The sequence below is a fragment of the Cohnella massiliensis genome (assembly GCF_900169535.1).
Classification (GTDB): domain Bacteria; phylum Bacillota; class Bacilli; order Paenibacillales; family Paenibacillaceae; genus Cohnella; species Cohnella algarum.
This window is the reverse complement of sequence record NZ_LT821258.1, coordinates 985,669-1,010,505: the sequence shown is the minus strand read 5'-3', so window position 1 is coordinate 1,010,505 and position 24,837 is coordinate 985,669. Positions and strand designations below refer to the sequence as shown.

Here is a 24,837-nt window from a genome sequence, read left to right as displayed (position 1 = left end):
AGCCATGTCAAACCGAGCGAGCGCGCTTCCCCGCAAAAGAAATTCGGATTCGCTGCGGGCCTTTCTGATGCTGTTGCCGTCGCTGGCGGCGATTGCGATTTTTGTATACGGTTTCATCGGATGGACGGGATATGTTTCGATGAGCAACTGGAACAGTCTCGTGACCGATCTGTCCTTTGCGGGCTTGGACAATTTCCGTTTTTTGTTCCGGGACTTCCGGTTCCAGTCCGATTTGCGCAATACGGTGATGTTCACGGTGCTGTTTATCATCGCGTGTCTGGCAATCGGCCTGCTGCTCGCGCTGCTGGTTAACCAGCGAATTCGGGCGGAGGGACTGTTCCGCAATATTTTCATTTTTCCGATGGCGGTTTCGTTCGTCGTCACCGGCGTCATCTGGCAATGGCTGCTGAATCCGACGTCCGGCGTCAACCTGCTGCTGAAAAATCTCGGCATCGAGCAGGTGCCGAAATGGTACGTCAGCACGCAGATCGTGCCCTCGATCAAGCTCGGCCAGATCGAATTCGGCCTGCCCGTCGCGCTGATCGCGGTTGCCGTCGCCGCCGTCTGGCAAATGTCCGGCTACACGATGGCGATGATTCTGGCCGGGCTGCGGGCGATCGACGAGGAGATTTACGAGGCGGCGCGCGTGGACGGAGCTTCGGAGAGCCGGATTTTTGCTGTCATTACGCTGCCGCTGATCCGTCCGGTGCTGCTGAGCGCGATCATCATTTTGGGGCACATTTCGCTGAAAATTTTCGACCTGATCTACGCGATGACCGGCCCGGGCGCGATGTTCGTGACGGATATGCCCGGGGTGTACATGTTTGAAACGACATTTCGCGGCAACCACTACGGATACGGCTCGGCGATTGCGGTGCTGCTCCTGCTGTTCGTCTCGCTGCTGATCGTTCCGTATCTGATTTCCAGTCGAAGGGGGAACTAGCCGATGGCCCGATCGAAGCTTTCGCGTTTTTCCGTCTACATGCTGTTGGCCGTGCTGGCGGCGCTGTTCCTCGTGCCCGTATACGTCGTGCTTGCAACCAGCTTCAAATCGCTCGGCGCGATCACGCTGGACCAGATGTGGAAGCTGCCCGAACGGCTCGATTTTTCCGGCTTCAGAGAAGCTTATTCCCGGCTTGCCCCGAACCTGTGGAACAGCCTGCTGCTGGTCGTTCCGGCCACGCTGCTGTCGGCGCTGTTCGGCTCGCTGAACGGCTACGTGTTCGCCAAATGGCGGTTCAAAGGCTCGGAAACGCTGTTTACGCTGATCCTGTTCGGCATGTTCATCCCGTATCAGAGCGTTCTCATCCCGCTTATCCGGTTCATGCAGGAAATCCGGCTGTACAATTCGATTCCCGGGCTTGTGCTCGTTCATGTCGTGTACGGCCTGCCGATTACGACGCTCATTTTCCGCAACTTTTATGTCGGCATTCCGAATGAAATTCTCGAATCCGCCAAAATCGACGGCACCGGATTTTTCGGCATTTACCGCTACATCGTGCTGCCGCTCTCGATTACCGGCTTCGTTGTGGTGGGGATCTGGCAGTTCACGAACATCTGGAACGAGTTTTTGTTCGCGGTAACGCTGACGACGCAGAGCCAGCAGCCGATCATGGTCGCGCTGCAAAATTTGTCCGGAAGCCAGGTCGTGCACTGGAACATCCAGATGGCCGGGGCGGTGTTGGCGGCGCTGCCGACGCTTCTCGTCTACGTTTTGCTCGGGCGTTATTTTATTCGTGGATTGCTGGCCGGATCGGTGAAGGGATAAGGAGTCAAAAAAAGGCCGCGGCGGCAAACGGAACGCCGCCCGGAGGCTGTTTTCCTTCAAGGCACTGAGCTATAATGGGAACACGGAAAGCGATCATTTTAGGCGCAAGGGAGGGAGTCGGTTGTTCAAGATTCTGTTCCGCCCTTTTTACCTGATCATGCTGGCGCTTCTGGCTGCGACGGTGACGATCTCGCTTTTTCATTTCATGAAAGCGCTTCAAAATGAGTCCGCCATGGCCGCTCCCCTAGGCGAGCGCGACGAGAACCCGCATTTGATCCTGATCTCCCAGGAGCTCGACAACCCGTACTGGCGGCAAGTCGAGCGGGGCGCCCGGAGCGCCGCCGAGAAGCACGGCACGACGCTGGAGTATGTCGGACCCGTGCAGGCGAACATGACCGAGCAGATCAAGCTGATCGAGATGGCGGTCGCCTCCAAGATCGACGGCATTTTGACGCAGGGACTGAACGACGAGGAATTCGCTCCGGCGATCGACAAGGCGATCGAGATGGGCATCCCCGTCATTACGATCGACTCGGATTCTCCGGGCAGCAACCGCATCGCGTATGTCGGCACGGACAATTACGCGGCGGGCTTTCAGGCCGGCAAGGCGCTGATCGAGTTGTCTCGCGGCGAGGCGAACGTCGGCATCGTCACCGGCAGCCTGAAGGCGGCGAACCTGAAGGAAAGAGTCCGCGGGTTTATGGACGCGGTGAAGCGCGAGTCGAATATCCGGATTCTCGACATGCAGGACTCCAACATCAGCCGCATCCAATCGGCCGCCGTGGCCTATGCGATGATGAACGAGCACCCCAAGCTGGATACGTTTTTCGGCACGAGCGCGCTCGATGCGCTCGGCATCGCGCAAATGCTGGAGGACGCCAAAAAAAACGACGCCGAACCGCTCCGCAAGCCGCGTATTATCGGCTTCGACGATTTGCCGGAAACGATCGAGCTCGTCGACAAGGGCGTTATCGACGCAACCGTCGTTCAGCAGCCGTACCAGATGGGGACGGTCGGGGTCGAGCTGATGCTCGACTATTTGAAAGGAAACCGAATCGTTACCGTATACAACACGGATGCCCGGGTGCTGCGCAAATCCGATTTGCCGGAGGACGGAGGAGGTTAGGCTAAGATGATCCATCTGAAAACGAAGCTGATCGTCTTTTTCACCTTTCTCATTCTGCTGATCAGCGCGCTCGCCTTCCTGCTTTTTCAGAACAATAGCCGATCCATCGAGCAGTACGACCGGATTTTGAACCGTTTTTTTCTGCTGAACGAAATCAATCGGAAAACAAGCGAAGTGAACGGCCTGATCCAGACGTTCGTGCTCGATTCGGACGAGGTCGCCGCGCTGCTGGCCGATTACGACAAACAGGTTCGGGAACTGAAGCGGTTGAACGGGCTGCTGGGAACCGAAATCGAGAACGGGAACAACTACATGCTGGTGAGCAATTACCGCAATATGATCGAGAGTTTTCTGGAGCAAGGGGATTTGACGATCGCGAGCATCTCCTCGTCCGATCTGGAGGGATATTACGAGCATTTGACGCAAACCTCGCGCATTGCCGCGTTTATCCAGGAATCCACGCTGAAGCTGATCAACGAGGAGTTGTCCAATTACCAAAGCTTTTACGCCAGCATGAACCTGAAAAACGAAAACTACCGCCAAATGGCGCTGTACGCTTTCGCGGCCGCGGCGATTTTGTGCAGCCTTTTCGCGTTCTGGTTTTCCGAAGGGATTACCGACCCGATCCGGCAGTTGACGGCGGCGGCCAGGCAAATTTCCAGAGGCAACTTCGACGTGGGCGACGTGACGGTGAGAAGCCGGGACGAGCTGCGTTTTCTTGCGGAAACGTTCAACGGCATGTGCGCCAACATCCGGCGGCTCGTACGCGAAATCAAGCAAAAATCGGAGCTGGACGCCCTCGTCAAAAAAATGGAGCTGAAAAGCCTGCAAAACCAGATCAATCCCCATTTTTTGTTCAACACGCTGAATATGGTGTCCAAGATGGCGTATGTGGAAGGGGCGGAAAAGACGAGCGATCTCGTCGGCTCTATCTCCGCGCTGCTCCGGTACAACCTGAAAAAGCTTCACCGCGACGTCGTGTTGCGCGAGGAAATCGCGATCGTACGGGAGTATTTTTTTATTCAGAAAATGAGATTCGGCAGCCGAATCGCGTTCTCGGAGCGAATCGACGAGTCGTGCCTGGAGACGATCGTCCCGTCGCTGACGATTCAGCCGCTGGTGGAAAACGCGTTCGCGCACGGCATCGAGTCGTACGAGCGGGGAGCCGAACTGACGCTGGCCGTGTACGGGCGGGACGGAAAAATTATCGTGGAGATCCGCGACAACGGCGTCGGCATGGACGAGGAGGAGGTCCGCGCGCTGCTGGACCGGCGCGGCGATCCGGCCGAATTCGAGCCGTCCGCCGGGGAGGCCGGCGGCATCGGACTCCGCAATGTGCTGCGCCGGCTGGAGCTGTATTATCAATGCGAAGACGTCATGGAGATTGAAACGGAACGCGGCAAGGGGACGACAGTCCGGCTGAAGCTGCCGGTCGCGGGAGAAAGGGGGCTTGCGGCTTATGCTTAAAATGATGATCGTGGACGATGAGGAAATCGAACGCCGGGCGCTGCGGATGATGATCGAGCGCTACGTGCCGGAAGTGAGCGTCGTAGGCGAGGCGGAAAACGGCCGGCTGGCCGTCGAATTGGCGATGGAGCTGCAGCCGGATTTGATGACGATGGATATCAAAATGCCGGGGTGCGACGGAATCGAGGCGGTAAGCCTGTTGCATGAGCGGTTGCCCGCGGTGAAGTTCATTATGGTGTCCGCCTTCGACGAGTTCGAGTATGCCCGCCGCGTCATGAAATACGGGGTTCGGGAATATCTCGTCAAGCCTTGCAAAAAAGAGCACATTGTGAACGCCGTTCGCAGCGTCGTGTCCGATATCGATTCGGAGCAGCGGGAACGAAACCGGATCGGCGAACTCAGGCGTCAGGCGGAACAGGCGGACGCGGTGCTGGAGGCGGAGCACGTCGCCGCCCTGCTTGCGGACCGGATGCCGGTCGGAGAGCCCGGACACTGGCGGCGCCTGGCCGGGATTACGGACGCGCGGGAGGGCGCGGCGATCGTCGTATCGGTCGCCGGAAACGGCGCCGGCTGGACGGAGGCGGACCGGCGCCGCGCGTACGAGTGGATCCGCAGCCGGATCAAGCGGCAAATTCGCAGCCTGGTCGGACCGATGACCGGGCTGCACGTACCGGTGCTGGCGTTTCCGGACGAGACCGTTCCGGACGGAGCCGGCGGCGGGCTTTCGATGCGGTCTCGCCTGGTCCGTTCGGTTCGGGCCTTTTTGCTGCTTGGCGAACGCGAACTCCCGGACCGGAAGCTGGCCGTCGGCATCGGGCGGGCAGGGGCGGCCGACCGGGAACTCGTCCAATCCTATTACGAGGCGCTCGCGGCGTCGCAGGTGCCGCATGCTTCGGGGTACGGTTTTTTCGAGGATATGCCGGTCTTGCCCGACGACGTCTACCCTTATCCGCGGGAGAGCGAGGAGCAGCTGCTGCGCGCCGTGCGCCGAGGCGACGCGGAGGAAGCGGCGGCGGCGTTCGAGCGGTATATGGACGAACTTCTGTCGATGACGCGGTACGATCTGGAGCGGGTCAAATACGATCTGCAAAAGCTGTTTGCCGAGCCGGTGCGGCTGCTGAGGGAGCACGGCCTGGAGGCGCGCTGGCCGAACGCGTTGCCGGCCTTGCGAGACGAGCACGAGCTGCGCCGTCATGCCGCCAGTCAACTGCGGATGCTGACCGAGCGGCTGCGCGAATGGTACGCGGACGAGCACAGGGGCAGCATCGAAAGAGCTAAAGCGTATCTGGCCGAACGCTTCGACCGGGAGCTGTCGCTCGAAGAGACGGCGGAATTCGTTGGCCTGAATCCGCATTATTTCAGCAAACTGTTCCATGAAAGCTGTGGCGTGACGTTTATCGACTATTTGACCGGGCTGCGCATCGAGAAGGCGAAGGAACTGCTGGCCGATCCGAAGCAGATTTTGAAGGACATCAGCCTCCGGGTCGGCTACCGGGACCCGAATTATTTCAGCCGGGTATTCAAAAAAACAGTCGGCGTCTCACCCAGCGAGTTCCGCTGCGCGTTGTCCGTTCCGTCCGGGTGAATTTTCGGAGACCAGGCCAACAAAGGACTCTTCCGCCCAATCCACGCATCCGTATGGGATGCGACTGGCAAACAGCTCCATCCAGGGCAAGGATGCAATGGTTTCAATCCACGCATCCACATGGGATGCGACTATCCCTTGGTTTTCGATCGGCCGATCCCTTAGAGTCGTTTCAATCCACGCATCCACATGGATGCGACGGGTAAAGTACGTCTTTCCTACACGCACATTTTCGTTTCAATCCACGCATCCACATGGGATGCGACCCGTATTCCAACCATAATAAACAGTCGCGGAAGAGTTTCAATCCACGCATCCACATGGGATGCGACTCTCGACGCGCTGGGTAGCGTTTTGCAAATTGAGTTTCAATCCACGCATCCACATGGGATGCGACCCCCGGCGTTACGGTTTCAGATGCTTTCCCGGCAGCGTTTCAATCCACGCATCCACATGGGATGCGACTTTAGGAGAGGAGGGGCGGAGGATGCCCAAATATGTTTCAATCCACGCATCCACATGGGATGCGACGAAACCTGGATGAGCGCCAAAAAGGCGGTCGCGGTTTCAATCCACGCATCCACATGGGATGCGACCCATAGGAAAGTGAAGTTTTTCGTCAATTCTCCTGTTTCAATCCACGCATCCACATGGGATGCGACCGGGAGTTTGGCGCCGTTTATTATTACTAGCGGGGTAGTTTCAATCCACGCATCCACATGGGATGCGACACCCCTCCCTTATAGTTCGGCGTCCGCCGTCCAATGTTTCAATCCACGCATCCACATGGGATGCGACCGGGGTGATCAAGCGTCTCAGCTTCCCGATGGTCATCGTTTCAATCCACGCATCCACATGGGATGCGACAGGCGCGCAGCGCGGACGCGGTCGTCCTATTCGAGGTTTCAATCCACGCATCCACATGGGATGCGACTTAACATCTCCGAACATGACCGTTTGGAGCTTGGTTTCAATCCACGCATCCACATGGGATGCGACAGCACGGCAATAGAGCCCTTATGCAGCAAGGGTTTGCAAGCGCTTTAGTGCGAATCTCATTTTATTATACTTCAAAACAGGAGGAATTTCATGATAAAAAGCCGAAAACCCAGGCATATCAAGGGGTGCGAATCTCCCGGGAAAAACATGTGCGCTTGGGGTTCGCACCAATGCTAAGGTATACCTAACTTCATTTTGGGGGAGTCAGAGTAGATTTAGGTACCAATCAAAGGTTTGATCGACTTTTTGCGAAATGAATGCGACAAAATTTTCCGGATTTCCGGATGTATGGGCTTCATCGAGAGCGGAATAGTACTCCAAACGATTTTCCTTTTCAATGACAATTGGGGGATATCCGTTTTTCATCAGTTCAAAATTTAAAAGCAGCCGTGCCGTTCTCCCGTTCCCGTCAACAATAGGATGAATTTTTACAAACTCACTATGAAGTCTGGCCGCTCTTTCAATAGCGTGCAAGGACTTGCTTTGCGAAACCATCCAATGAACCAACTGCTCCATCAAAAAAGGGACATGACTAAAGTCCGGCGGAATGTGCTTTGCGCCACTGATCAGTACATTTTGTTTCCGATAAGTGCCGGCCTGATCATCCATGATGCCTTTTAGAATTAAGCCGTGAATGCTTTTGATTTGCCATTCCGAGAAAGGTTCGTTGCTTTTGACCAGTTCTTCAACATAGACAATCGCTTCTTTGTGGTTGATGGCCTCGAGGTGCTCTTTGATCGTTTTTCCGCCGACCGTTATACCCTCAAGAGCGACCTTGGTTTCGGATAAAGTCAAAGTGTTGCCTTCGATTGCATTTGAATTATAGGTCCAATTTACAATTAAATGCTCTCGGATACTGTTAAGCGTATGCACGGGAAGGGGGCGTTTGGAATCGAGTTTTTGTTTTTTTTGGTCGATTGTTTTAACATGAAATCGGAATGTGGATAACTCAAGCCTGTGGATAACCCGTCATTGTCCGCGGAATCCCCGTTTCGATGCGGGTTTTGGGACTGGATTTCGAATCTTCTTGCTTTCAGACGGGAGTGCTAATCGCTTTTGGGCAAACCCAAAGAAGACCCTGATTTTACAGGTTCCAATTTCGTCATGTTGAGGCGATGAATCGATCCGTCATGCCACTGGCTGAACGAGTATGAACCGTTCAGCCAACGCTCTAAGCTTGTGTTGCATGGTGTCGACGATGCCAGCGAGCGTCGGATTCGGCGCAAGCCGGATATGCTGGTATCGGCCGGAACCGACCACATTGGCGGGCACCCGGATCACCGTCCGGCGAATCGTTTGGACTTCGCACCGGTTGAGCGATTCCGGCATCAGCGTCTGTTTGAACCAGACCATCACGTTGTAGGCGATGGCTTTGATCCAGCTGAACAGCAAGTTCCGGAGCAGGGAATGCTGGCTGTTCTGCTCCACCGCATAACCTTCTTTCAATTCATCGATGCGATTCTCGATGTTGGCCCGCTTGTTGTACGAGCGAAGCAGCGGCAAAGGCTTGAGTTCGGCATTCGTGACGATGGCTTGGAAGGAATAGGTCGTAAGCGCCATCGTCAATTGGTCATCGGTCGTACGCTCGGTTTCGTGGGCTTCCCGGTAGATGACGCAGCGCCGTGCTTTCTCCCAGTTGGTGAGGAGAATCGGGATGTCGGCAGCAGCCCAACGATCGTCTTCGGTCGCAAACGTGATGTCCTCTTGTTTTTCCGCCAGCGTTTCCCAGAACGCAGGATGCTGCTGAAGGTAAGAAATGGCCTTCTTCACAGTGGCCTTCTTCGGCAGTTTGAAGATGTACTGCCACCCACGTTCTTCAGCGTACGCCATGACAGTGTCATCGGCAAAGCCGCAGTCGGCCCGGATGCCTTCGATGATCCATTCCGGCGGCAGCATCGCCTCGATTTCTTTAACGAACGAGAGCAGATCCTTCATGCCGTTCGTGTTGCCGGGATTCACTTGCAAGTGGATGAGCTCGCCGCTTCCGGCGATGAAGGCAACCCGGATTTTGTACGAGGGGCGTCCGTGGTAACGCGGATTGTAGCCGTTTGTTGCGCCTTCTTGTTCACCGAATAGCGTGATGACTGTATCGTCGATGTCGATCCAGACCAGACGCTTTTCACCCATCCGAGCATGGCGAGCCAGCACATCCCGGTTTACGCCGACAAGCTGCCTCAAGTGGCCCCAGGCGAGCTTGCTCCAGAAGCCCCGGCAGGTCCTACCGTCAGGAAAGCGCTCGATACCGGTAACGATCTGGTAACCTGGGTCCGACTGCAGCGCGTTCACATGCGCACACCGAGTGAGGCCGAGCAGCGCGCAGTCCAGCAAATGATCGACAAGCTTAGAGGCCGGGTAGACACAGTTGGCTTTCTGCTCCAGATGGAAGTGATCTTCAATCAGGGCATCCAGACCGATGAGTTCCTTGAATCGAGCGAGGAACTGGAAGTTACCGGCTTCCGTGACGGTGTTGTTGTCGAACGTGACCGGTCTCAACTTCTTCACGATCTGTTTGATTCGGCGACGCTCCGCAAGAATTTCCATTCGGCGTTCGCGGCGTGTTTTTTGTTCTGGCGCATGGTTCGTTGCTTGTGGTACCATGTTGCTAAGGACACTCCCTCTCGTCGGTTATTCTGTGGTGGTTTAACCTTTGACAAGAGGCATGCAGTGTCCTGTTTATTTTGCGAAAAAATTAGCAACTTCTTATGACGGAAAAAACCTGTCACGGCCTGGATCTTTCACTTTTTGACGAGGTTACTTTCCGATTTCATGTTTAAACATCATTTTCCTCCTCTTCCCTACACTTTGGGGAGAAAATTAATTCTACTCCCGATAATACCGGATGGGCGACAGGGTTTCAATTTGCGTCTCTCGTACGGGATGCGGCCTTCTTGGCCCAAAATGGGCCCCAATCATTGCACGTTTCAATCCACGCACCCCGTACGGGATGCGACGACGCTTGACTGGGAGGAAATTGATCCCCGGGACGTTTCAATCCACGCACCCCGTACGGGATGCGACGTCTTTATGCACCCAACCAAACACGCTGCCAAGATCGTTTCAATCCACGCACCCCGTACGGGATGCGACGCAGGATGCCAGCCTTCTCCTTGGCGGAAGCGTTCATGTTTCAATCCACGCACCCCGTACGGGATGCGACGGAGCGGCCCCTGCGCCGTACGCCGGCGTCGAAGGTTTCAATCCACGCACCCCGTACGGGATGCGACTCTTGCTTCAGCGCGTCGACGATCGTCTTGATCTTGCGTTTCAATCCACGCACCCCGTACGGGATGCGACCACCACATATAATCATCGCCAGCATAAACAAGTGTTTCAATCCACGCACCCCGTACGGGATGCGACAGCGCGGCCGCGGAGCCCCTGAGCGGCAAGAGTTTGCAAGCGCTTCAGTGCGAAGCTCACTTTATTATACCTTAAAAACAGGTGGATTTTCATACTAAAATGCCGAAATCCCAGTCATATCAAGGGGTGCGAATCTCCCGGGAAAATCATGTGCGCTTAGGGTGGTTCGCACTTGCGATGCCGTATTCCGCCAAAAATGAGATTATGGTAGAGAGGAGGCTCTTCGGTTCAGACGATTACACGCTTTTGCAATGACAATCCTATTTTTCCAAGAAAAGCGTATCTGTCGAACCGGAGAATTTCGGACTATGAATGCTTTATGATGGCCCAACGGCTTGCAGATATGCTAAAACGCGACGTGGATCTGGTTGATTTTTTTAAAACCGTACGCCTTTCGAAGAAAGAAATGGCGACACAAGGTAAAGCTTTCGAGTGCCGCCATTTCTTTATTTTTGGCGAGATAATTTAAGCCAAAGCATAAGCCCGAAGCGCGACTTCGTAGCAGATTCGCTTTTCCGGTTGAAGAAAATCGTCCCCGAGCAGCTCTTTGAGTTTATCTAAACGGTTGTACAGCGTTTGCCTGTGGATGAACAGACGTTCCGCCGTCTCCTGTTTGGACCCCATGCACATCAAATATTGCTCCAGCGTGTGCAGAAGGTCCGTATTGTTGGCTTGATCGTGGGTAATGATTGCCCCCAGGTAATAGTCAATAAAGGCGGACAGCGTCTTCTCGTCGGAGATTCCTTTAATCAAACGGTAAATGCCCAAATCGTCGTAGAAGGGGTTGATGTCGTTGTTCGGAATCGCACGGGCAACCGACAGGACATTGAACGCTTCCTGAAAGCTCTGGGGAGAGTCGATCACTCGGCGTACCGCACTCCCGAATCCGCAGTAAATTCTCATCTGACCAGGCTTGCCGGATCGGATAGAGTGCTTGAACTGGTCCAGTGTCTGCCGGATCGTATGGTAAAAAGTACGCACGGAGGCTGCGTTCTTAAACGCATCTTTAATGCAAAGAATGAAGATTTGATTGTTTTGCTCAAACAACAGATGATAAATCCCGTTTTTTGATAACAGCGAACGAAGAATAACCAGAATATCCTGATTGATTCCTTCCGTTTCTCCCGTCTCAAGGCTTGTCGGATCGGGCTCTATTTCGATAATTCCCCCGAGTACGAGATAACCTCCGTTTTTGTATGATTGCAAACCGATTCTTGCGAGCAAATGTTCTTCGTTGCCGCCCCTGTTCTCCAGAATGTCCTTGATGAGCCGGGACTGGCTTTCGGCCATTTTCTGTTCGATAAAGAGCTTTCGCAGCAGTAAATGAGCGATCGCTTTGCAGGTATGGTCAAGCAGCAGTACGGTAAAATCGTTCGGGGGCTCGTCGTCGATGACGATGCCAATATACGATAAGATCTGGCCCAGACAGACGACAGGCTGAGAGAGGACCCGGGTGGTGTCGTTCACTGGAATAAGCGAACTGCTTAGGGAATAGGTCGTTTTTTTTTCAAGTTCGCCGCGATAGCGGCCGATTAGGCGTTCCGCCTCTCCCGAGCGTACGGGCGGAAAGAATAGATGGTTTTCGATGAGCGAATAATAGACGACCCGTGAAGAGGTGTATTCATGGCAAAGACGCAGAATGGATTGAATATTGGTCGATTCCAACGACAGATGCTGAAGTTTGGTCGAATAGAGCTCCAGCTCCTTCAATATTTGGTACTGCTTATTAATCAATAGGCTATGCACGTCCTGGGTAATATCGACGAACCGGACGGGGGTTTCAAAAATCACGATCGGGAATTGGCAGCTGTTGGCGAGTTCCAGCATATCCGAAGGGACTTCGGGGAAATAGGGCCCCATCTCGATGCATAATCCAGAAGCGTTTTGATCGATCAGCTGTTGCATATACGTGAGCCGATTATCGGCAAAATGATTGAAACCGAGACCCGTCGTCAGAATAAAGTCGTCCTGGTTCGTCGAAGGATTCGGGGTTGAAATTTCCAGAATATGAATCCATCCGACCTTCCGATCGACCCCCTTGCACCCGGCGACAAGCCGAGCATGCTGGAACAAGGGGCGTTTCAGCAATTGCGCGACGGTAAGCGTTTTTCCTGTCTCCATGAAGTCTCCCTCCTCTAAAATCTGAGAGCATAGATGTTAATGACAGAATATATGACATTTAGCATACACATTGTAACGACATTTCTCGTGAAGATCAACCATTATGTATGATGCCCTTCCGGAGTTGTGGAGTTAAGATTTGAATATCTTTACGATCCAAGTTGTTAGGTGTCGCTCGCGTCAATTAACATTCCGCGAGAAGTCAGACGAAAATGAAAAGAGGTTAGAGAACGCATGAGAGAACGTACGGTCCGGCCGGACGCAGCTATTTCGGACGAATGGGGGAAAGAGCGGCTGCTGGAAATGGACTCCCATTATTTATGGCACCACCTGTCCCCTCATCAGGCGAATCCGATGATCGCCGTCACCGGCAAAGATTCATGGATCGAAGATATCGACGGCAACCGCTATTTTGATGGGATGTCAGGTTTATGGTGTGTGAATGTCGGCCACGGGCGGGAGGACATTGCCCGGGCAGCCGCCGAGCAAATGACCCGGCTGGCCTACGTCCCGTTAAGTCATAGCCACATTCCGGCGATTCGGCTTGCGGAGAAGGTGAGTCGCTGGCTAGGCGGGGGCTTCCGGATTTTCTTTTCCAATTCCGGATCCGACGCTAATGAAGTTGCGTTTAAAATCGCTCGTCAATACCACCAGCAGAACGGTCAGGGCACGCGCTACAAGTTTATATCGCGACACCGGGCGTATCATGGCAATTCGATGGGGGCCCTGGGAGCCACCGGACAAGCTCATCGCAAGACAAAGTATGAACCGCTTGGAGAAGGATTCAAGCATGTTCAGCCCCCGTATTGCTATCGCTGCCCTTTTGGCCAACAGCTCGGACAGTGCGAGTTACAATGCGCCAAGGCAATCGAGGAAGCGATTGTCTGGGAAGGCGTCGAAACGGTGGCGGGTGTCATTATGGAACCGGTCATTACGGGCGGAGGCGTTCTCGTCCCTCATTCCGATTATTTGCGGAAGGTCCGCGAAATTTGCGACAAATACGGTGTGCTGCTGATTGTGGACGAAGTTATATGCGGCTTCGGTCGCTCCGGAGAACGTTTCGGCCACCAGAATTTTGACGTTCGTCCGGACATCGTCACGATGGCGAAAGGGATAACCAGCGCCTATTCGCCTTTGTCGGCAACTGCGGTCAGGGACGAAATATATGAAGCGTTTAAAGCGAGCGGCCATAACGGGCATTTTCGCCACGTCAATACGTTTGGTGGAAATCCCGTATCATGCGCCGTGGCACTTAAAAATCTGGAGATTATCGAGAACGAACGGCTGGTTGAGCGTGCTGCGGAGATGGGCCGAAAGCTTGCGGTTTTGCTGGAGGGCCTCCGACTCCATCCGAATGTAGGAGACATTCGGGTATTCGGCTTTATAGCGGGCATCGAGTTGGTGGAGGACAAGGAGAGCAAGGAACCTGCTGCCCCCGAGAAACTGGCGAAGGTCATCGCCGGCTGCAAGGAAAGAGGGGTGTTGATCGGAAAAAACAGCGATACCGTTCCGGGCTTTAACAATGTGCTAACGCTGTGTCCCCCGTTTGTGACGACGGATGAGGAACTTGAGCATGTCGTCGAGGCGCTTGGGCAATCGTTGGCGCTGCTTGCTTAGAATTGACAATCGGAAGGAATGGAGAGGATAAGGATGTCGAGGACGGAAGTGCAAGTGCTTAAAAACCTGATCGGCGGTCATTGGGCGGAAGCCAGTACGGGTCGGCATGAGCCGGTGTTTAATCCAGCCACAGGGGAAACGATCGCCTACGTACCACTTTCGGATGCAGGGGAACTGGACCGGGCTGTAGAAACGGCCAAATCGGCTTTCGCGGACTGGTCCGGAACGCCGGTACCGCGCAGGGCGCGCCTTCTCTTCAAGTATCAACAGCTGCTAGTCGACAATTGGGAAGAGCTTGCAAGAATCATTACGCTGGAAAACGGCAAGAGCTATCAGGAAGCATATGGAGAGGTGCAACGGGGAATCGAATGCGTGGAATTCGCCGCAGGGGCTCCGACGCTGATGATGGGTAAGCAGCTTCCGGACATCGCAGGAGGCATTGAATCGGGAATGTATCGCTATCCGATCGGCGTCGTCGGGGGCATAACGCCGTTTAATTTTCCCATGATGGTGCCTTGTTGGATGTTCCCGTTGGCAATCGCCTGCGGAAATACGTTCGTACTGAAACCTTCCGAACGAACGCCGCTGCTGGCTAACCGGCTGGCGGAGCTGCTGTCGGAGGCCGGGCTGCCGGACGGCGTGCTTAATGTCGTGCATGGGGGGCACGAGACAGTGAACGCGATGCTTGCCCATCCGGACGTTAAAGCGATCACCTTCGTCGGATCCGAACCGGTAGCCAAGTACGTCTATACGGCGGGCTCGGCGAACGGAAAACGGGTGCAAGCTCTGGCCGGGGCCAAAAACCACACGATCGTTATGCCGGATGCGGATCTGAATCTGGCGGTGCAGCAAATTATCAATGCCGCCTACGGTTCGGCCGGAGAACGTTGCATGGCCGCATCGGTCGTCGTTGCGGTTGGAAATGTGGCGGGCGAGCTGCTGGCCAGGCTAAAGGAGGCGGCCGACCGGATCGAGATCGGAAACGGGATGGACCGGAATGTTTTTCTCGGACCGGTCATTCGGGAAGCGCACAAGGAGCGGACGGTCGGCTATATCGGAAAGGGAGAGCTCGAAGGAGCGACCCTCGTTCGGGACGGACGGCAGGATGCCGCTTTTAAAGGCGAGGGTTATTTCGTCGGTCCGACCCTGTTCGACGGGGTGACGACGGACATGTCGATCTGGAAGGAAGAAATTTTCGCTCCTGTCCTGTCCTTCATGCGTGCCGAAAGTCTGGAGGAGGCGATTGCGATCGCGAACCGGTCGGAGTATGCCAATGGCGCTTGCCTGTTCACTCAGAACGGAAGCCATGTTCGAGTCTTTCGGGAAACGATCGATGCCGGCATGCTTGGCGTTAATCTGGGAGTGCCGGCTCCGATGGCGTTTTTCCCGTTCTCGGGGTGGAAAAAATCGTTTTACGGCGATCTTCACGCCAACGGTTCCGACGGCGTCGAATTTTATACGAGAAAGAAAATGCTGACGGCCCGATGGTAACAGACATAAGGGAGACGAAAGGACGGGCGGACGATGATTATCGGAATTCCGAAGGAAATCAAGAACAATGAGAATCGTGTAGCCTTGACACCGGCCGGAACGGAAATGTTAAGGGCCGGAGGACACCGGGTGCTCGTCGAGAAGAATGCCGGGGCGGGAAGCGGCTTTGCCGACGAGGATTACCTGAAGGCTGGCGCGGAGATGGTGAGCTCGAAAGAGGCGTGGGGGGCCGAGATGGTCATGAAGGTGAAGGAGCCGCTGCGCGAGGAGTACGACTATTTCCGCAAGGATCTGATTTTGTTTGCGTATTTGCATCTTGCTCCGGAGCCGGAACTGACTCGGGCGTTGGTCGATAGCGGGACAACCGCCATCGCCTATGAAACGATCCAACTGGACAACGGTTCGCTTCCGTTGCTTGCACCTATGAGCGAGGTGGCCGGTAGAATGTCCATCCAGCTTGGAGCGCAATATCTTGAAAATTCGCATGGAGGAAAGGGTATTCTTCTCGGCGGCGTTCCGGGCGTACAGCCGGCTGAAGTGGTCATTGTAGGGGGAGGTATCGTCGGTCTGAACGCGGCCAGAATGGCCGTCGGCATGGGAGCCGACACGACCGTGCTCGATATTAATCCGGAACGCCTCCGCCAGTTGGACGAACGGTTCGATGGCAGATTGAAAACGTTGATTTCCAATCCTTACAATCTTGCCGAAGCCTCGGCCAAGGCGGATCTGCTCATCGGAGCGGTCCTCATTCCCGGCGCGCGCGCGCCGCGGTTAGTGACGGAGGAGATGGTGCGACTGATGAAACCGGGCTCGGTAATCATCGATGTGGCCATCGATCAAGGGGGGTCCGTGGAAACGATCGACCGGATTACGACCCACGCCAATCCGACCTACGTCAAGCACGGCGTCATCCATTACGCGGTCGCCAACATCCCCGGATCGGTCGCAAGAACGTCGACGCTCGCTCTGACAAACGTTACCCTTCCGTACGCCTTGCAAATCGCCGAAGCGGGCTGCCGGGCGGCGGCGTCCCGCAATTCCGCGCTCGCTAGGGGCTTCAATACGGCTGCCGGATTCGTAACCAATGAAAATGTGGCCAAAGCCCACGGACTTCATTATGTCTCCTTGAACGAAGCGTACGAACGGGCAGCCGGCGATTCGGTCCCCGGATAAGCGGGCTTCCGCATGAAAAGAAACGGTTATATTTATGCGTTGCTTGCCGGTTCTGCCGTATTCTGGGGACTGAACTTCAATTTGGCCAAATGGAATATCGGATTGATGGAACCGGTTCAGTTAGCGTCCTGGCGCTTTTTGCTGGCGTCGGCTTGCATCGTCGTCTATTTCTTCACATTGGAGAAAAATGCTTTATCGCAGGTTCGGGCCTACTGGCCCAGGTATGCCGTCATCGGTCTTACCGGCATATTTTGCACAAACTTTCTCGTGTTCTCGGGTCTTCGACAGACCTCCGAAATCAACGCTTCCCTCATTACGGCAACCAATCCCGCCGTTACGGTGCTATTGTCGGCCCTGCTGCTGCGGGAGCGGATCCGGCCAAGGCAGGCGCTCGGCATCGGAACGGCGTTTGCCGGCGTAAGCTTCGTGATCACGGGCGGATCGTTTCGCGAGCTTGGCTCCGTCTCGGCGGGAGACCTTCTTGTGCTCGCGGGGAATGCCTGCTGGGCATTGTACGGGGTGCTGGGGCGAAAATATTTGCACGGCAGTTCGCCTATCGCCACCTCAGCTATGACGATGCTGTTCGGAGCGCTGTGCTTTCTTCCGTTCGCGTCTCCCCCGTCGTCGGTGAAGGCGCCAGGCGAATTGGCTCAGGTATGGGGGGCGGTCGGAGTCATGGCGGTATTCGGCACATTTCTGGCTTATTTATGGTGGAACAAGGGGATAGAGCGTTTAGGGGCCAATCGTACCTCCGTTTTCTTCAATTTAGTCCCGATTTCGACGATGGCATTTTCGGCGCTGGCGGGAGAAACCATTCATTACAGCCAATTCTTTGGCGTTGCTCTGGCGCTAGCCGGAGTCGGGTTGACGACGATGGCGCCGCACGGGATTCGGACGCAGCATTCGTCGCCGGGAACTTAACCAACGTTGCAACTCCGTACCGGAAAAGACCGCTTTTCCGGTACGGAGTTTTTTGATGTTTTTGAAGCCGGGATCGCAGTCGACATAATGTAACAAAAATCCGGCACAACATCGTATACTTAGTAACTTCACGACCTTTTTTGTTGTTAATATACTTTACATATGATTGGAATGGATTTTGGATTCCTTCCGTTCCGATTATTTTAAGTCATATTTTATAACATAAAAGGGGTCGAAGGCCGAATGGAAATGTGAGGTTCATTTGACGCGAGAAAGCTGAAACTTTGCCCTTCGCTATGCGCAACCGTTCGTCGGCTCAGGCAAAAAAGACAAAACAAGGAGTGGGACTATGAAAAAGAAATGGTCGTTTTGGATTGCGCTTGTTTTGCTGATCTCCCTCGCGTTGGCCGGATGCAGTTCCTCGGATTCCCCGAACGCCGATGGCGGCGCAGCATCCTCGGGTGAGACGTCCCCGGCATCATCCTCCCCCCAATCCGGAGGTATGCTTCGGATTGCCTACGGCTCCTTGCCGCAAACGCTAGACCCGCACACGACGACGGCCAACGCCACGACGCATCCGGCACGGCAAATATACGAGCCGCTCGTGGCGCTCAATTCGCAATACGAAGTCGTCCCTGTTCTCGCGGAGTCGTACGTAATCAGCGACGACCGCAAAACGGTTACCTTCAAGTTGAGACAGGGAGTGAAGTTCCACAACGGCAAGGAGATGAAGGCGGAGGACGTAATTGCTTCTATGGAGAAGTGGCAGCAAGGTTCCACTGCCAAAGCGAATCTCGGCGATTCGACGTGGGTTGCCTCTGACGACTATACTGTGATTCTGAATGTCGAAACTCCTTCGTATGTCCTGATGTACGCTCTTGCGGAAATGCAGCAGTTCCCCGCAATTATGCCGAAAGAAATCGTGGAGGCGGCCGACGCTTCGGGGGTTACCGAATTCGTCGGAACGGGGCCCTATAAATTCGCTGAATTGGTGCCGAATCAATACCTTCGCCTCACGAGATTCGAAGATTACGAGCCGCTCCAGACGCCCCCGGACGGATTGACGGGCAAGAAAGAGGCGCTTCTCGACGACTTGTATTTTTATTACGTCCCGGATCCATCCACGCAAATCAACGGACTGCTTAGCGGAGAATACGATTTCGTTCCGCAGGTATCGCTTGACGCGCTGCCTCAGATCAACGGCAACCCCGACGTAACGCAAATTTTGTATCCCTTTGGCTTGCAGACGCTTGTGTTCAACAAGAAGGAAGGACTTTTTTCGAACGAAAAAGCGAGGCAAGCGGTAAACGCGGCATTGGACAAAAATGCGATTATGACTTCCTCTTTCACCGGACCCGATTATTACCGTCTCGATCCCGGACTGATGCTGGAGGAGCAAACCGCCTGGTACACGGACGCTGGCAAGGAGGATTACGGGAAGCACGACACGGCTCTTGCCCGTCAGTTGCTTGAAGAAGCCGGATACGACGGGAAAGAGGTCCGCATCATTACGACCAGGGATTACTCCACGTTGTACAATTCGGCCGTCGCGGCACAGCAGCAATTGCAGGAAATCGGCATGAACGCCGTCCTTGACGTCATGGATTGGTCGACGCTGCTCGATCGCCGGACAAAACCGGATCAGTGGGATATGTTCTTTACCGGATTTCCGGCAAGTGGAACGCCGCTTAATTTCCCTTTCCTCGACTCGAAAACGAATTGGCCGGGCTGGACGAACAGTTCGGAGCTGGACATGTTGATCGGGGAAATCAAGGCGGCAGCGAACCAGGACGAGGCTAAATCCGCATTCGCCGAATTGCAAGCCCAATTTTGGAAGGAAAATCCGGTGCTGGTTCTCGGCCACTATCTGCAGGTAACGGCTACATCGTCGCAGGTGCAGGGCTTTAAGGACTTTAATGGCCCGCTTTTCTGGAACACCTATCTCGTGAAGTAACGACAAGCGTTCGATTGATGCCGGCCCTTCGGTATCAATCGGACAAGCGAAAGGAGGATTCGATTGGTCCTTTACCTGGCAAAACGCCTCTTTTCCATGATTCCGGTTATGCTGGTTGTTGCAGTTGTTGTCTTTTTTATCATTCATCTGACCCCGGGCAATCCCGCTGCCGTCATGCTGGGGCCGCAAGCAAGCCCCGAAGATGTCGCCCGGCTTGAGCACGAGCTGGGGCTGGATCAGCCGCTGACCCTGCAATTTGCCGATTGGATTGCCGGCGTGTTTCAAGGCGATTTGGGCACTTCTGTTTTTTACAAGCGACCGGTCCTCACACTGTTCCTCGATCATCTCGGCCCGACGCTTTCCCTGTCGATTCTGGCCCAAGGCATATCTGTGCTGATCGCCGTTCCGGCAGGCATTGTAGCGGCCAGAAGGCGGGGGACCGTCGTCGACCAGACGGTGATGGCGGTATCCTTGCTTGGGATTTCCCTTCCGGGCTTCCTTCTCGCCCTGCTGCTTTCCCTGTTTTTCGGAGTCCAGCTCGGCTGGCTTCCCGTTGCCGGATATCGGCAACCGGGTGATGGCTTGTGGCTGCATCTGCGTTACCTCATTCTCCCGGCGCTGTCGCTGGGCTTCATTCAGGCGGCCCTGATTGCCCGGATGACCCGCTCGTCCATGTTGGACGTGCTTAGCATGAATTACATCAAGACGGCGCGGGCAAAGGGTGTCAAGGACATTCTGATCGTTTATAAGCATGCGCTGCGCAACGCTTTTATTCCAATCTTGACCGTCATCGGACAATCTTTCGGCACGCTGGTTGCCGGCGCGGTCGTCACCGAAACGGTGTTCAACATTCCCGGTCTCGGATCGCTGCTCGTCAATTCGATCAACCAGCGGGATTATTCCGTTCTGCAAGGGGTCGTGCTCATGATCGCCGCCTCCTATGTGCTGATTAACCTTACGGTCGATTTGCTCTACGGAGTCATCGACCCGAGAGTGCGGGTAAACCGAAAGGCTTGAATTCCCTGCGGAAGAGAGGTGACTTATATGAATGCAGAAACGCTGCAGACGGAAACAGCTTTGGATCGGAAGTCGTTTGCCGATGCGAGGAAGCGGCTCCATCGGGAAAGGCGGTCATTGATTTTCGGGCGATTTTGGTCGAACCGGCTTCTTGTCATCGGAGGATTGGTTATATCTTCGTTGCTGCTCGTCGCATTGTTTGCTCCGGCGCTGGCGCCGTTCAGCCCCTATGAAATGGACGCTGCGCAGCGTTTGCAGCCGCCAAGCGCGAAGCACATTTTCGGCACGGACAATTTCGGCAGAGACGTGTTCAGCAGGGTCGTCTTCGGCACCCGGGTTTCAATCGTCGTCGGCTTTTCCGTTGCGCTCGTCACGACGATCGTTGGCACCGTGATCGGGCTATACTCGGCTTACTATAAAATGCTGGATCATATTCTAATGCGGATTTGCGACGGATTGATGGCATTTCCCGGCATTTTGCTGGCGATTGCGCTAACGGCCGCCTTGGGCTCAAGCCTTGTCAATGTTGTCATCGCCCTGTCGATTATCAGCATACCGACCGTCGCCCGGGTGGTCCGATCCGCCGCCCTGGTGGTAAAGGAACAGGTTTATATTGAAGCCCTCAAAGCGCAGGGAGCCGGCTCCTGGCGGATCCTATGGCTTCATATGGCGCCCAATACGGTATCGCCTCTCATTATCCAGATTACGTATACGTTTGCCGTCTCGGTGCTGATCGAAGCAGTGCTCAGCTTTCTCGGGGCGGGAATCGCTCCGCCGAGCCCAAGCCTTGGCAACATTTTATACGACGGCAAGGTTGTCATTTACACCGCCTGGTGGATGACGGTATTTCCGGGATTGTTAATTTTGTTGTCCGTTTTAGGGCTGAACCTTTTTGGGGACGGGCTTCGGGATCTGCTTGACCCCTATTCGAACAAGACGCGAAAGTAGCGTGCGTTGGCAAGCTCTTAGCGATTGGAGGGAATCCAAACTTGACTGAACCGCTGTTGGAACTTAAGGATCTGAAAACGACGTTCTCGACGGAGAGCGGGCCTGTCACGGTCGTAAGCGGCGTTTCCTTCAAGGTGATGCCCGGGGAAACACTCGGCGTGGTCGGAGAATCCGGGTGCGGCAAAAGCGTCACATCCGAGTCCATCATGCGGCTGCTGGATGAGAAGACTACTCGCTACGGGGGCGAAATCCGGTATAAAAAACGAAACCTTCTGGCGCTCTCCGACGAGGAAATGAGGGACATTCGGGGAAACGAAATTTCGATGATTTTTCAGGACCCGATGACTTCGCTCAATCCGGTGTATACGATCGGCGATCAGATCGCCGAGTCGATCGTCATTCACCAGAAGCTCGGTAAAAGAGAAGCGATGGAAAAGGCGGTCGAGATGCTGCGCCTGACGGGAATTCCATCGCCGGAAAAACGGATACGCGAATATCCCCACGAATTGTCCGGAGGAATGCGGCAACGGGCGATGATTGCAATCGCGCTCGCCTGCAAGCCAAGCCTGCTGATCGCGGATGAGCCAACGACGGCGCTGGACGTCACGATCCAGTCGCAAATTCTTGAGCTGATCCAGGAATTGAAGCGGGAGATCAACATGAGCGTCATCCTCATCACGCACGATCTTGGCGTTGTGGCCGAAGTATGTACGCGAGTGATCGTCATGTATTTGGGGGAAATCGTGGAGGAGGCAACGGTAGCCGATCTGTTCGCGAATCCGCTTCATCCCTATACGAAAGGCTTGCTGAAGTCCGTACCGAGCCTTGAGGGCGACCGTTCCCAGAAGTTGTATGTGATCCGGGGGACGGTCCCCCCGCTAACCCAGGTTCCGTCCGGCTGCCGGTTTGCGCCTAGGTGCGAATATGCCACCGATCGTTGCCGGGAATCGGCTCCCGAACTGACCGGGTCGGCGCATAAGGTGCGCTGCTGGAACTACGAATCCATTGTACCGGAGGAGGTCGGACGGCATGCCGCAACTTGAAACGGTGGGCGCTCCCCCTCTGCTCGAGGTCAAGAACGTCAAAAAATATTATCCGATCGGCGGAACTTTCAGGCGTGCCAAAGGCTTCGTCAAGGCCGTCGACGATGTCGGGTTTACGCTCAACGAGCGTGAGACGCTCGGCCTGGTAGGAGAATCGGGTTGCGGCAAAAGCACAACCGGCCGGACGATCGTTCGGCTAACCGAACCGACGGGCGGACAGGCGCTGTACAAGGGAAAGGATCTGTTTCGACTAAAGGGAAGGGAGCTTCAGTCTGCGCGCAAGGACATCCAGATGGTGTTCCAGGACCCGCACTCCTCGCTCGACCCGAAGCAAATCGTAGGACGCGCGGTGGAGGAGACGATGAGCATTCACGCCATCGGAACGAAGCGAGAGCGGATGGAGATGGCGATGGAACTGCTGCATCGGGTGGGCTTGCGCGAGGATCAGTATTTCCGGTATCCTCACGAATTTTCCGGAGGCCAGCGGCAACGGATCGGCATCGCCCGCGCGCTTGCGGTACAGCCGAAAATCGTCATCTGCGACGAACCCGTCTCGGCGCTCGACGTGTCCATTCAATCCCAAGTCATCAATTTGCTCCAGGAACTGCAGGAAGCCTACGAACTATCTTATATTTTCATCGCTCACGATTTGAGCGTCGTCCGGCACATCTCGGATCGCGTCGGGGTGATGTATTTGGGGCAAATGATGGAGAAGGCGCCGACGAACGAGCTGTTTGCCCGGCCGCAGCACCCCTATACGAGGGCGTTGCTGTCGGCCGTCCCGATCCCGAATCCCGCTGCCAAAAAGGAAAGAATCGTACTGAAAGGAAGCATTCCTTCGCCTTTGCACCCTCCGTCCGGCTGCGTGTTCCACACCCGCTGTCCTTTCGCGACGGAGCGATGCAAAGCCGAACGTCCCGCGCTTGAGGAGAAAGCACCGAATCATCTGGTAGCCTGCCACTTATATTAAATCCATTTATAAAGGGTGACGTAACTGTGAAAGAGACGAAATCGCCGGCCGTACGGGTCGCGGAATTTGTGGATGCCGGGGAATTGGTGGCGTTGACGCAATCTTTAGTACGAATCGACAGCGTATACCGGCCCGGTACGGCAGACGGCAACGAGGAGAAGGTGGCGGCGTTCGTCCGGAAGTATTTAACCCAAAATGGGCTCACCGTGCATTACGAAGAAGTCGTTCCCGGCCGTCCGAATGTCATCGCCTTTCTGGATTCGGGCGTTCCCGGCAAAACGCTGTTGTTCGAAGGGCATACCGACGTCGTCACCGAAGGAGATCTGGATGCTTGGACCTATGAACCGTTCGGAGCCCAAATCGAGGATGGCAAGCTGTACGGCCGAGGCTCCTGCGATACGAAAGGAAACCTGGCCGCCGCAATTGCGGCTGTACTTGCCGTCAAGAGGTCGGGCTTGCCATTCAAGGGAAAGCTTCTGCTCTGCATTCCCTGCGATGAAGAAGGGTTGATGATCGGAATTAAGGATTTCATCAAGCGCGGTTGGGCAAAGGGCGTAGACGGCGCCATTATTTGCGAGCCGGAGGAAAACCAGCTGTGCATTACCCAGAAAGGCGCAATAAGGGTCATTATCAAGACATTCGGCAAAATGGCGCACGGAGCGATGCCGTTGACGGGCATCAACCCCAATACGAGAATGGCTCGCATCATCGTCGAACTGGAGAAGCTGGAGGAAGCGGAGAAGCGGCGGCTGGGCAAGCATCCGATGCTCGGTTGGCCCAGCATTACGCCGACCATTCTGATGGGCCCGGTCAAGGGAGAGCCGCAAATCAACGTCGTTCCCGAGACCTGCATGACCGCGCTCGACATCCGGACCGTTCCGGGGCAGGAGCATGCGGAACTGAAGAAGCAAATGGAAGTGATCCTGCAAAGGCTCGAAGCCGAGGACAAGGATTTCAAGGCAACGCTGGAAGTGATCGAAGAACGTCCCTGGACGCTAACCGACCGGAACGACCCCGTCGTCGTGGCGATTGCGGATGCGTACCGCACGATCACTGGCAAAGAGCCGGAATACAACGGCGTACCGGGCGCAACCGACGGAACATTCCTCCATTTGGAGGGCATTCCGATTGTGACGACGGGAGCGGGCGATCGCGAAATTCCCCATCATGTGGACGAATACGTCGAGATCGACGAGCTGGTGGAGACGGCCAAAATTTACGCCGCCGCTGCCTTAAACTTTTTGAACGGCTGATAGGGAAGATTCGGGGCGGTCCCG

General features: G+C 55.1%; 18 protein-coding genes and 2 CRISPR repeat arrays. Of the genes, 15 read left to right on the top strand and 3 right to left on the bottom strand.

Annotated elements, in window-relative coordinates:
* Nucleotides 1–4: 4 nt before the first annotated feature.
* The 5 genes from B7E11_RS14045 (at nucleotide 5) to B7E11_RS14025 (ending at nucleotide 5,946) form a co-directional block, all read left to right on the top strand.
* On the top strand, nucleotides 5–943 hold the full coding sequence (locus tag B7E11_RS14045) for a carbohydrate ABC transporter permease (RefSeq protein WP_080835384.1): 939 nt from the start codon (nucleotides 5–7) through the stop codon (nucleotides 941–943).
* Between the two features lie 3 nt (nucleotides 944–946).
* A complete protein-coding gene (locus B7E11_RS14040) occupies nucleotides 947–1,768 on the top strand; it encodes a carbohydrate ABC transporter permease (protein WP_080835381.1) in 822 nt (273 codons plus the stop codon).
* Nucleotides 1,769–1,889: 121 nt separating this feature from the next.
* Nucleotides 1,890–2,894: a sugar-binding protein gene (locus B7E11_RS14035; protein WP_245809717.1), complete on the top strand. Its 1,005-nt coding sequence runs from the start codon at nucleotides 1,890–1,892 to the stop codon at nucleotides 2,892–2,894.
* Between the two features lie 6 nt (nucleotides 2,895–2,900).
* A complete protein-coding gene (locus B7E11_RS14030) occupies nucleotides 2,901–4,361 on the top strand; it encodes a sensor histidine kinase (protein ID WP_080835379.1) in 1,461 nt (486 codons plus the stop codon).
* Nucleotides 4,354–5,946 (top strand): response regulator, encoded by a 1,593-nt coding sequence (locus B7E11_RS14025; RefSeq protein WP_080835376.1) that lies wholly within the window; start codon nucleotides 4,354–4,356, stop codon nucleotides 5,944–5,946. The genes B7E11_RS14030 and B7E11_RS14025 overlap by 8 nt, the downstream gene beginning before the upstream one ends.
* A gap of 233 nt (nucleotides 5,947–6,179) precedes the next feature.
* A CRISPR array of direct repeats spans nucleotides 6,180–6,945; the repeat unit is 32 nt; unit sequence GTTTCAATCCACGCATCCACATGGGATGCGAC.
* Between the two features lie 204 nt (nucleotides 6,946–7,149).
* Here B7E11_RS14025 and B7E11_RS14020 read toward each other — a convergent pair.
* From B7E11_RS14020 to B7E11_RS14010, 3 genes are all read right to left on the bottom strand, one after another.
* Nucleotides 7,150–7,863 (bottom strand): Fic family protein, encoded by a 714-nt coding sequence (locus B7E11_RS14020; protein WP_425430068.1) that lies wholly within the window; start codon nucleotides 7,861–7,863, stop codon nucleotides 7,150–7,152.
* A 210-nt stretch (nucleotides 7,864–8,073) separates the two neighbouring features.
* Nucleotides 8,074–9,543: an IS1380 family transposase gene (locus B7E11_RS14015; protein ID WP_080835370.1), complete on the bottom strand. Its 1,470-nt coding sequence runs from the start codon at nucleotides 9,541–9,543 to the stop codon at nucleotides 8,074–8,076.
* Between the two features lie 320 nt (nucleotides 9,544–9,863).
* Nucleotides 9,864–10,305: direct repeats of the CRISPR family, unit length 33 nt; unit sequence GTTTCAATCCACGCACCCCGTACGGGATGCGAC.
* A 465-nt stretch (nucleotides 10,306–10,770) separates the two neighbouring features.
* Nucleotides 10,771–12,426, bottom strand: a complete 1,656-nt coding sequence (locus B7E11_RS14010) for a PucR family transcriptional regulator (RefSeq protein ID WP_080835367.1) — start codon at nucleotides 12,424–12,426, stop codon at nucleotides 10,771–10,773.
* A gap of 234 nt (nucleotides 12,427–12,660) precedes the next feature.
* Here B7E11_RS14010 and B7E11_RS14005 point away from each other — a divergent pair, with 234 nt between their 5' ends.
* The 10 genes from B7E11_RS14005 to B7E11_RS13960 all read left to right on the top strand — a co-directional run bounded on the left by B7E11_RS14005 (nucleotide 12,661) and on the right by B7E11_RS13960 (nucleotide 24,813).
* Nucleotides 12,661–14,043, top strand: a complete 1,383-nt coding sequence (locus B7E11_RS14005; RefSeq protein ID WP_080835362.1) for an aspartate aminotransferase family protein — start codon at nucleotides 12,661–12,663, stop codon at nucleotides 14,041–14,043.
* 33 nt (nucleotides 14,044–14,076) lie between these two features.
* A complete protein-coding gene (locus B7E11_RS14000; protein WP_080835359.1) occupies nucleotides 14,077–15,534 on the top strand; it encodes a CoA-acylating methylmalonate-semialdehyde dehydrogenase in 1,458 nt (485 codons plus the stop codon).
* Between the two features lie 33 nt (nucleotides 15,535–15,567).
* Nucleotides 15,568–16,707, top strand: coding sequence for an alanine dehydrogenase (gene ald / locus B7E11_RS13995; RefSeq protein WP_080835356.1), 1,140 nt, complete (start codon nucleotides 15,568–15,570; stop codon nucleotides 16,705–16,707).
* A 12-nt stretch (nucleotides 16,708–16,719) separates the two neighbouring features.
* Nucleotides 16,720–17,628, top strand: coding sequence for a DMT family transporter (locus B7E11_RS13990; protein WP_080835351.1), 909 nt, complete (start codon nucleotides 16,720–16,722; stop codon nucleotides 17,626–17,628).
* 502 nt (nucleotides 17,629–18,130) lie between these two features.
* Nucleotides 18,131–19,582: an ABC transporter substrate-binding protein gene (locus tag B7E11_RS13985; protein ID WP_245809715.1), complete on the top strand. Its 1,452-nt coding sequence runs from the start codon at nucleotides 18,131–18,133 to the stop codon at nucleotides 19,580–19,582.
* Between the two features lie 63 nt (nucleotides 19,583–19,645).
* On the top strand, nucleotides 19,646–20,599 hold the full coding sequence (locus tag B7E11_RS13980; protein WP_139787184.1) for an ABC transporter permease: 954 nt from the start codon (nucleotides 19,646–19,648) through the stop codon (nucleotides 20,597–20,599).
* Between the two features lie 27 nt (nucleotides 20,600–20,626).
* On the top strand, nucleotides 20,627–21,547 hold the full coding sequence (locus B7E11_RS13975; protein WP_080835345.1) for an ABC transporter permease: 921 nt from the start codon (nucleotides 20,627–20,629) through the stop codon (nucleotides 21,545–21,547).
* A gap of 41 nt (nucleotides 21,548–21,588) precedes the next feature.
* The gene (locus tag B7E11_RS13970; protein ID WP_080835342.1) at nucleotides 21,589–22,590 is read left to right on the top strand and encodes an ABC transporter ATP-binding protein; all 1,002 of its coding nucleotides are present in this window, start codon (nucleotides 21,589–21,591) and stop codon (nucleotides 22,588–22,590) included.
* Nucleotides 22,577–23,560 carry an ABC transporter ATP-binding protein gene (locus B7E11_RS13965; RefSeq protein WP_080835341.1) on the top strand — a complete coding sequence of 328 codons (984 nt, stop codon included), beginning with the start codon at nucleotides 22,577–22,579 and terminating at the stop codon, nucleotides 23,558–23,560. The genes B7E11_RS13970 and B7E11_RS13965 overlap by 14 nt, the downstream gene beginning before the upstream one ends.
* A gap of 26 nt (nucleotides 23,561–23,586) precedes the next feature.
* On the top strand, nucleotides 23,587–24,813 hold the full coding sequence (locus B7E11_RS13960; protein WP_080835339.1) for a M20 family metallopeptidase: 1,227 nt from the start codon (nucleotides 23,587–23,589) through the stop codon (nucleotides 24,811–24,813).
* Nucleotides 24,814–24,837 lie beyond the last annotated feature (24 nt).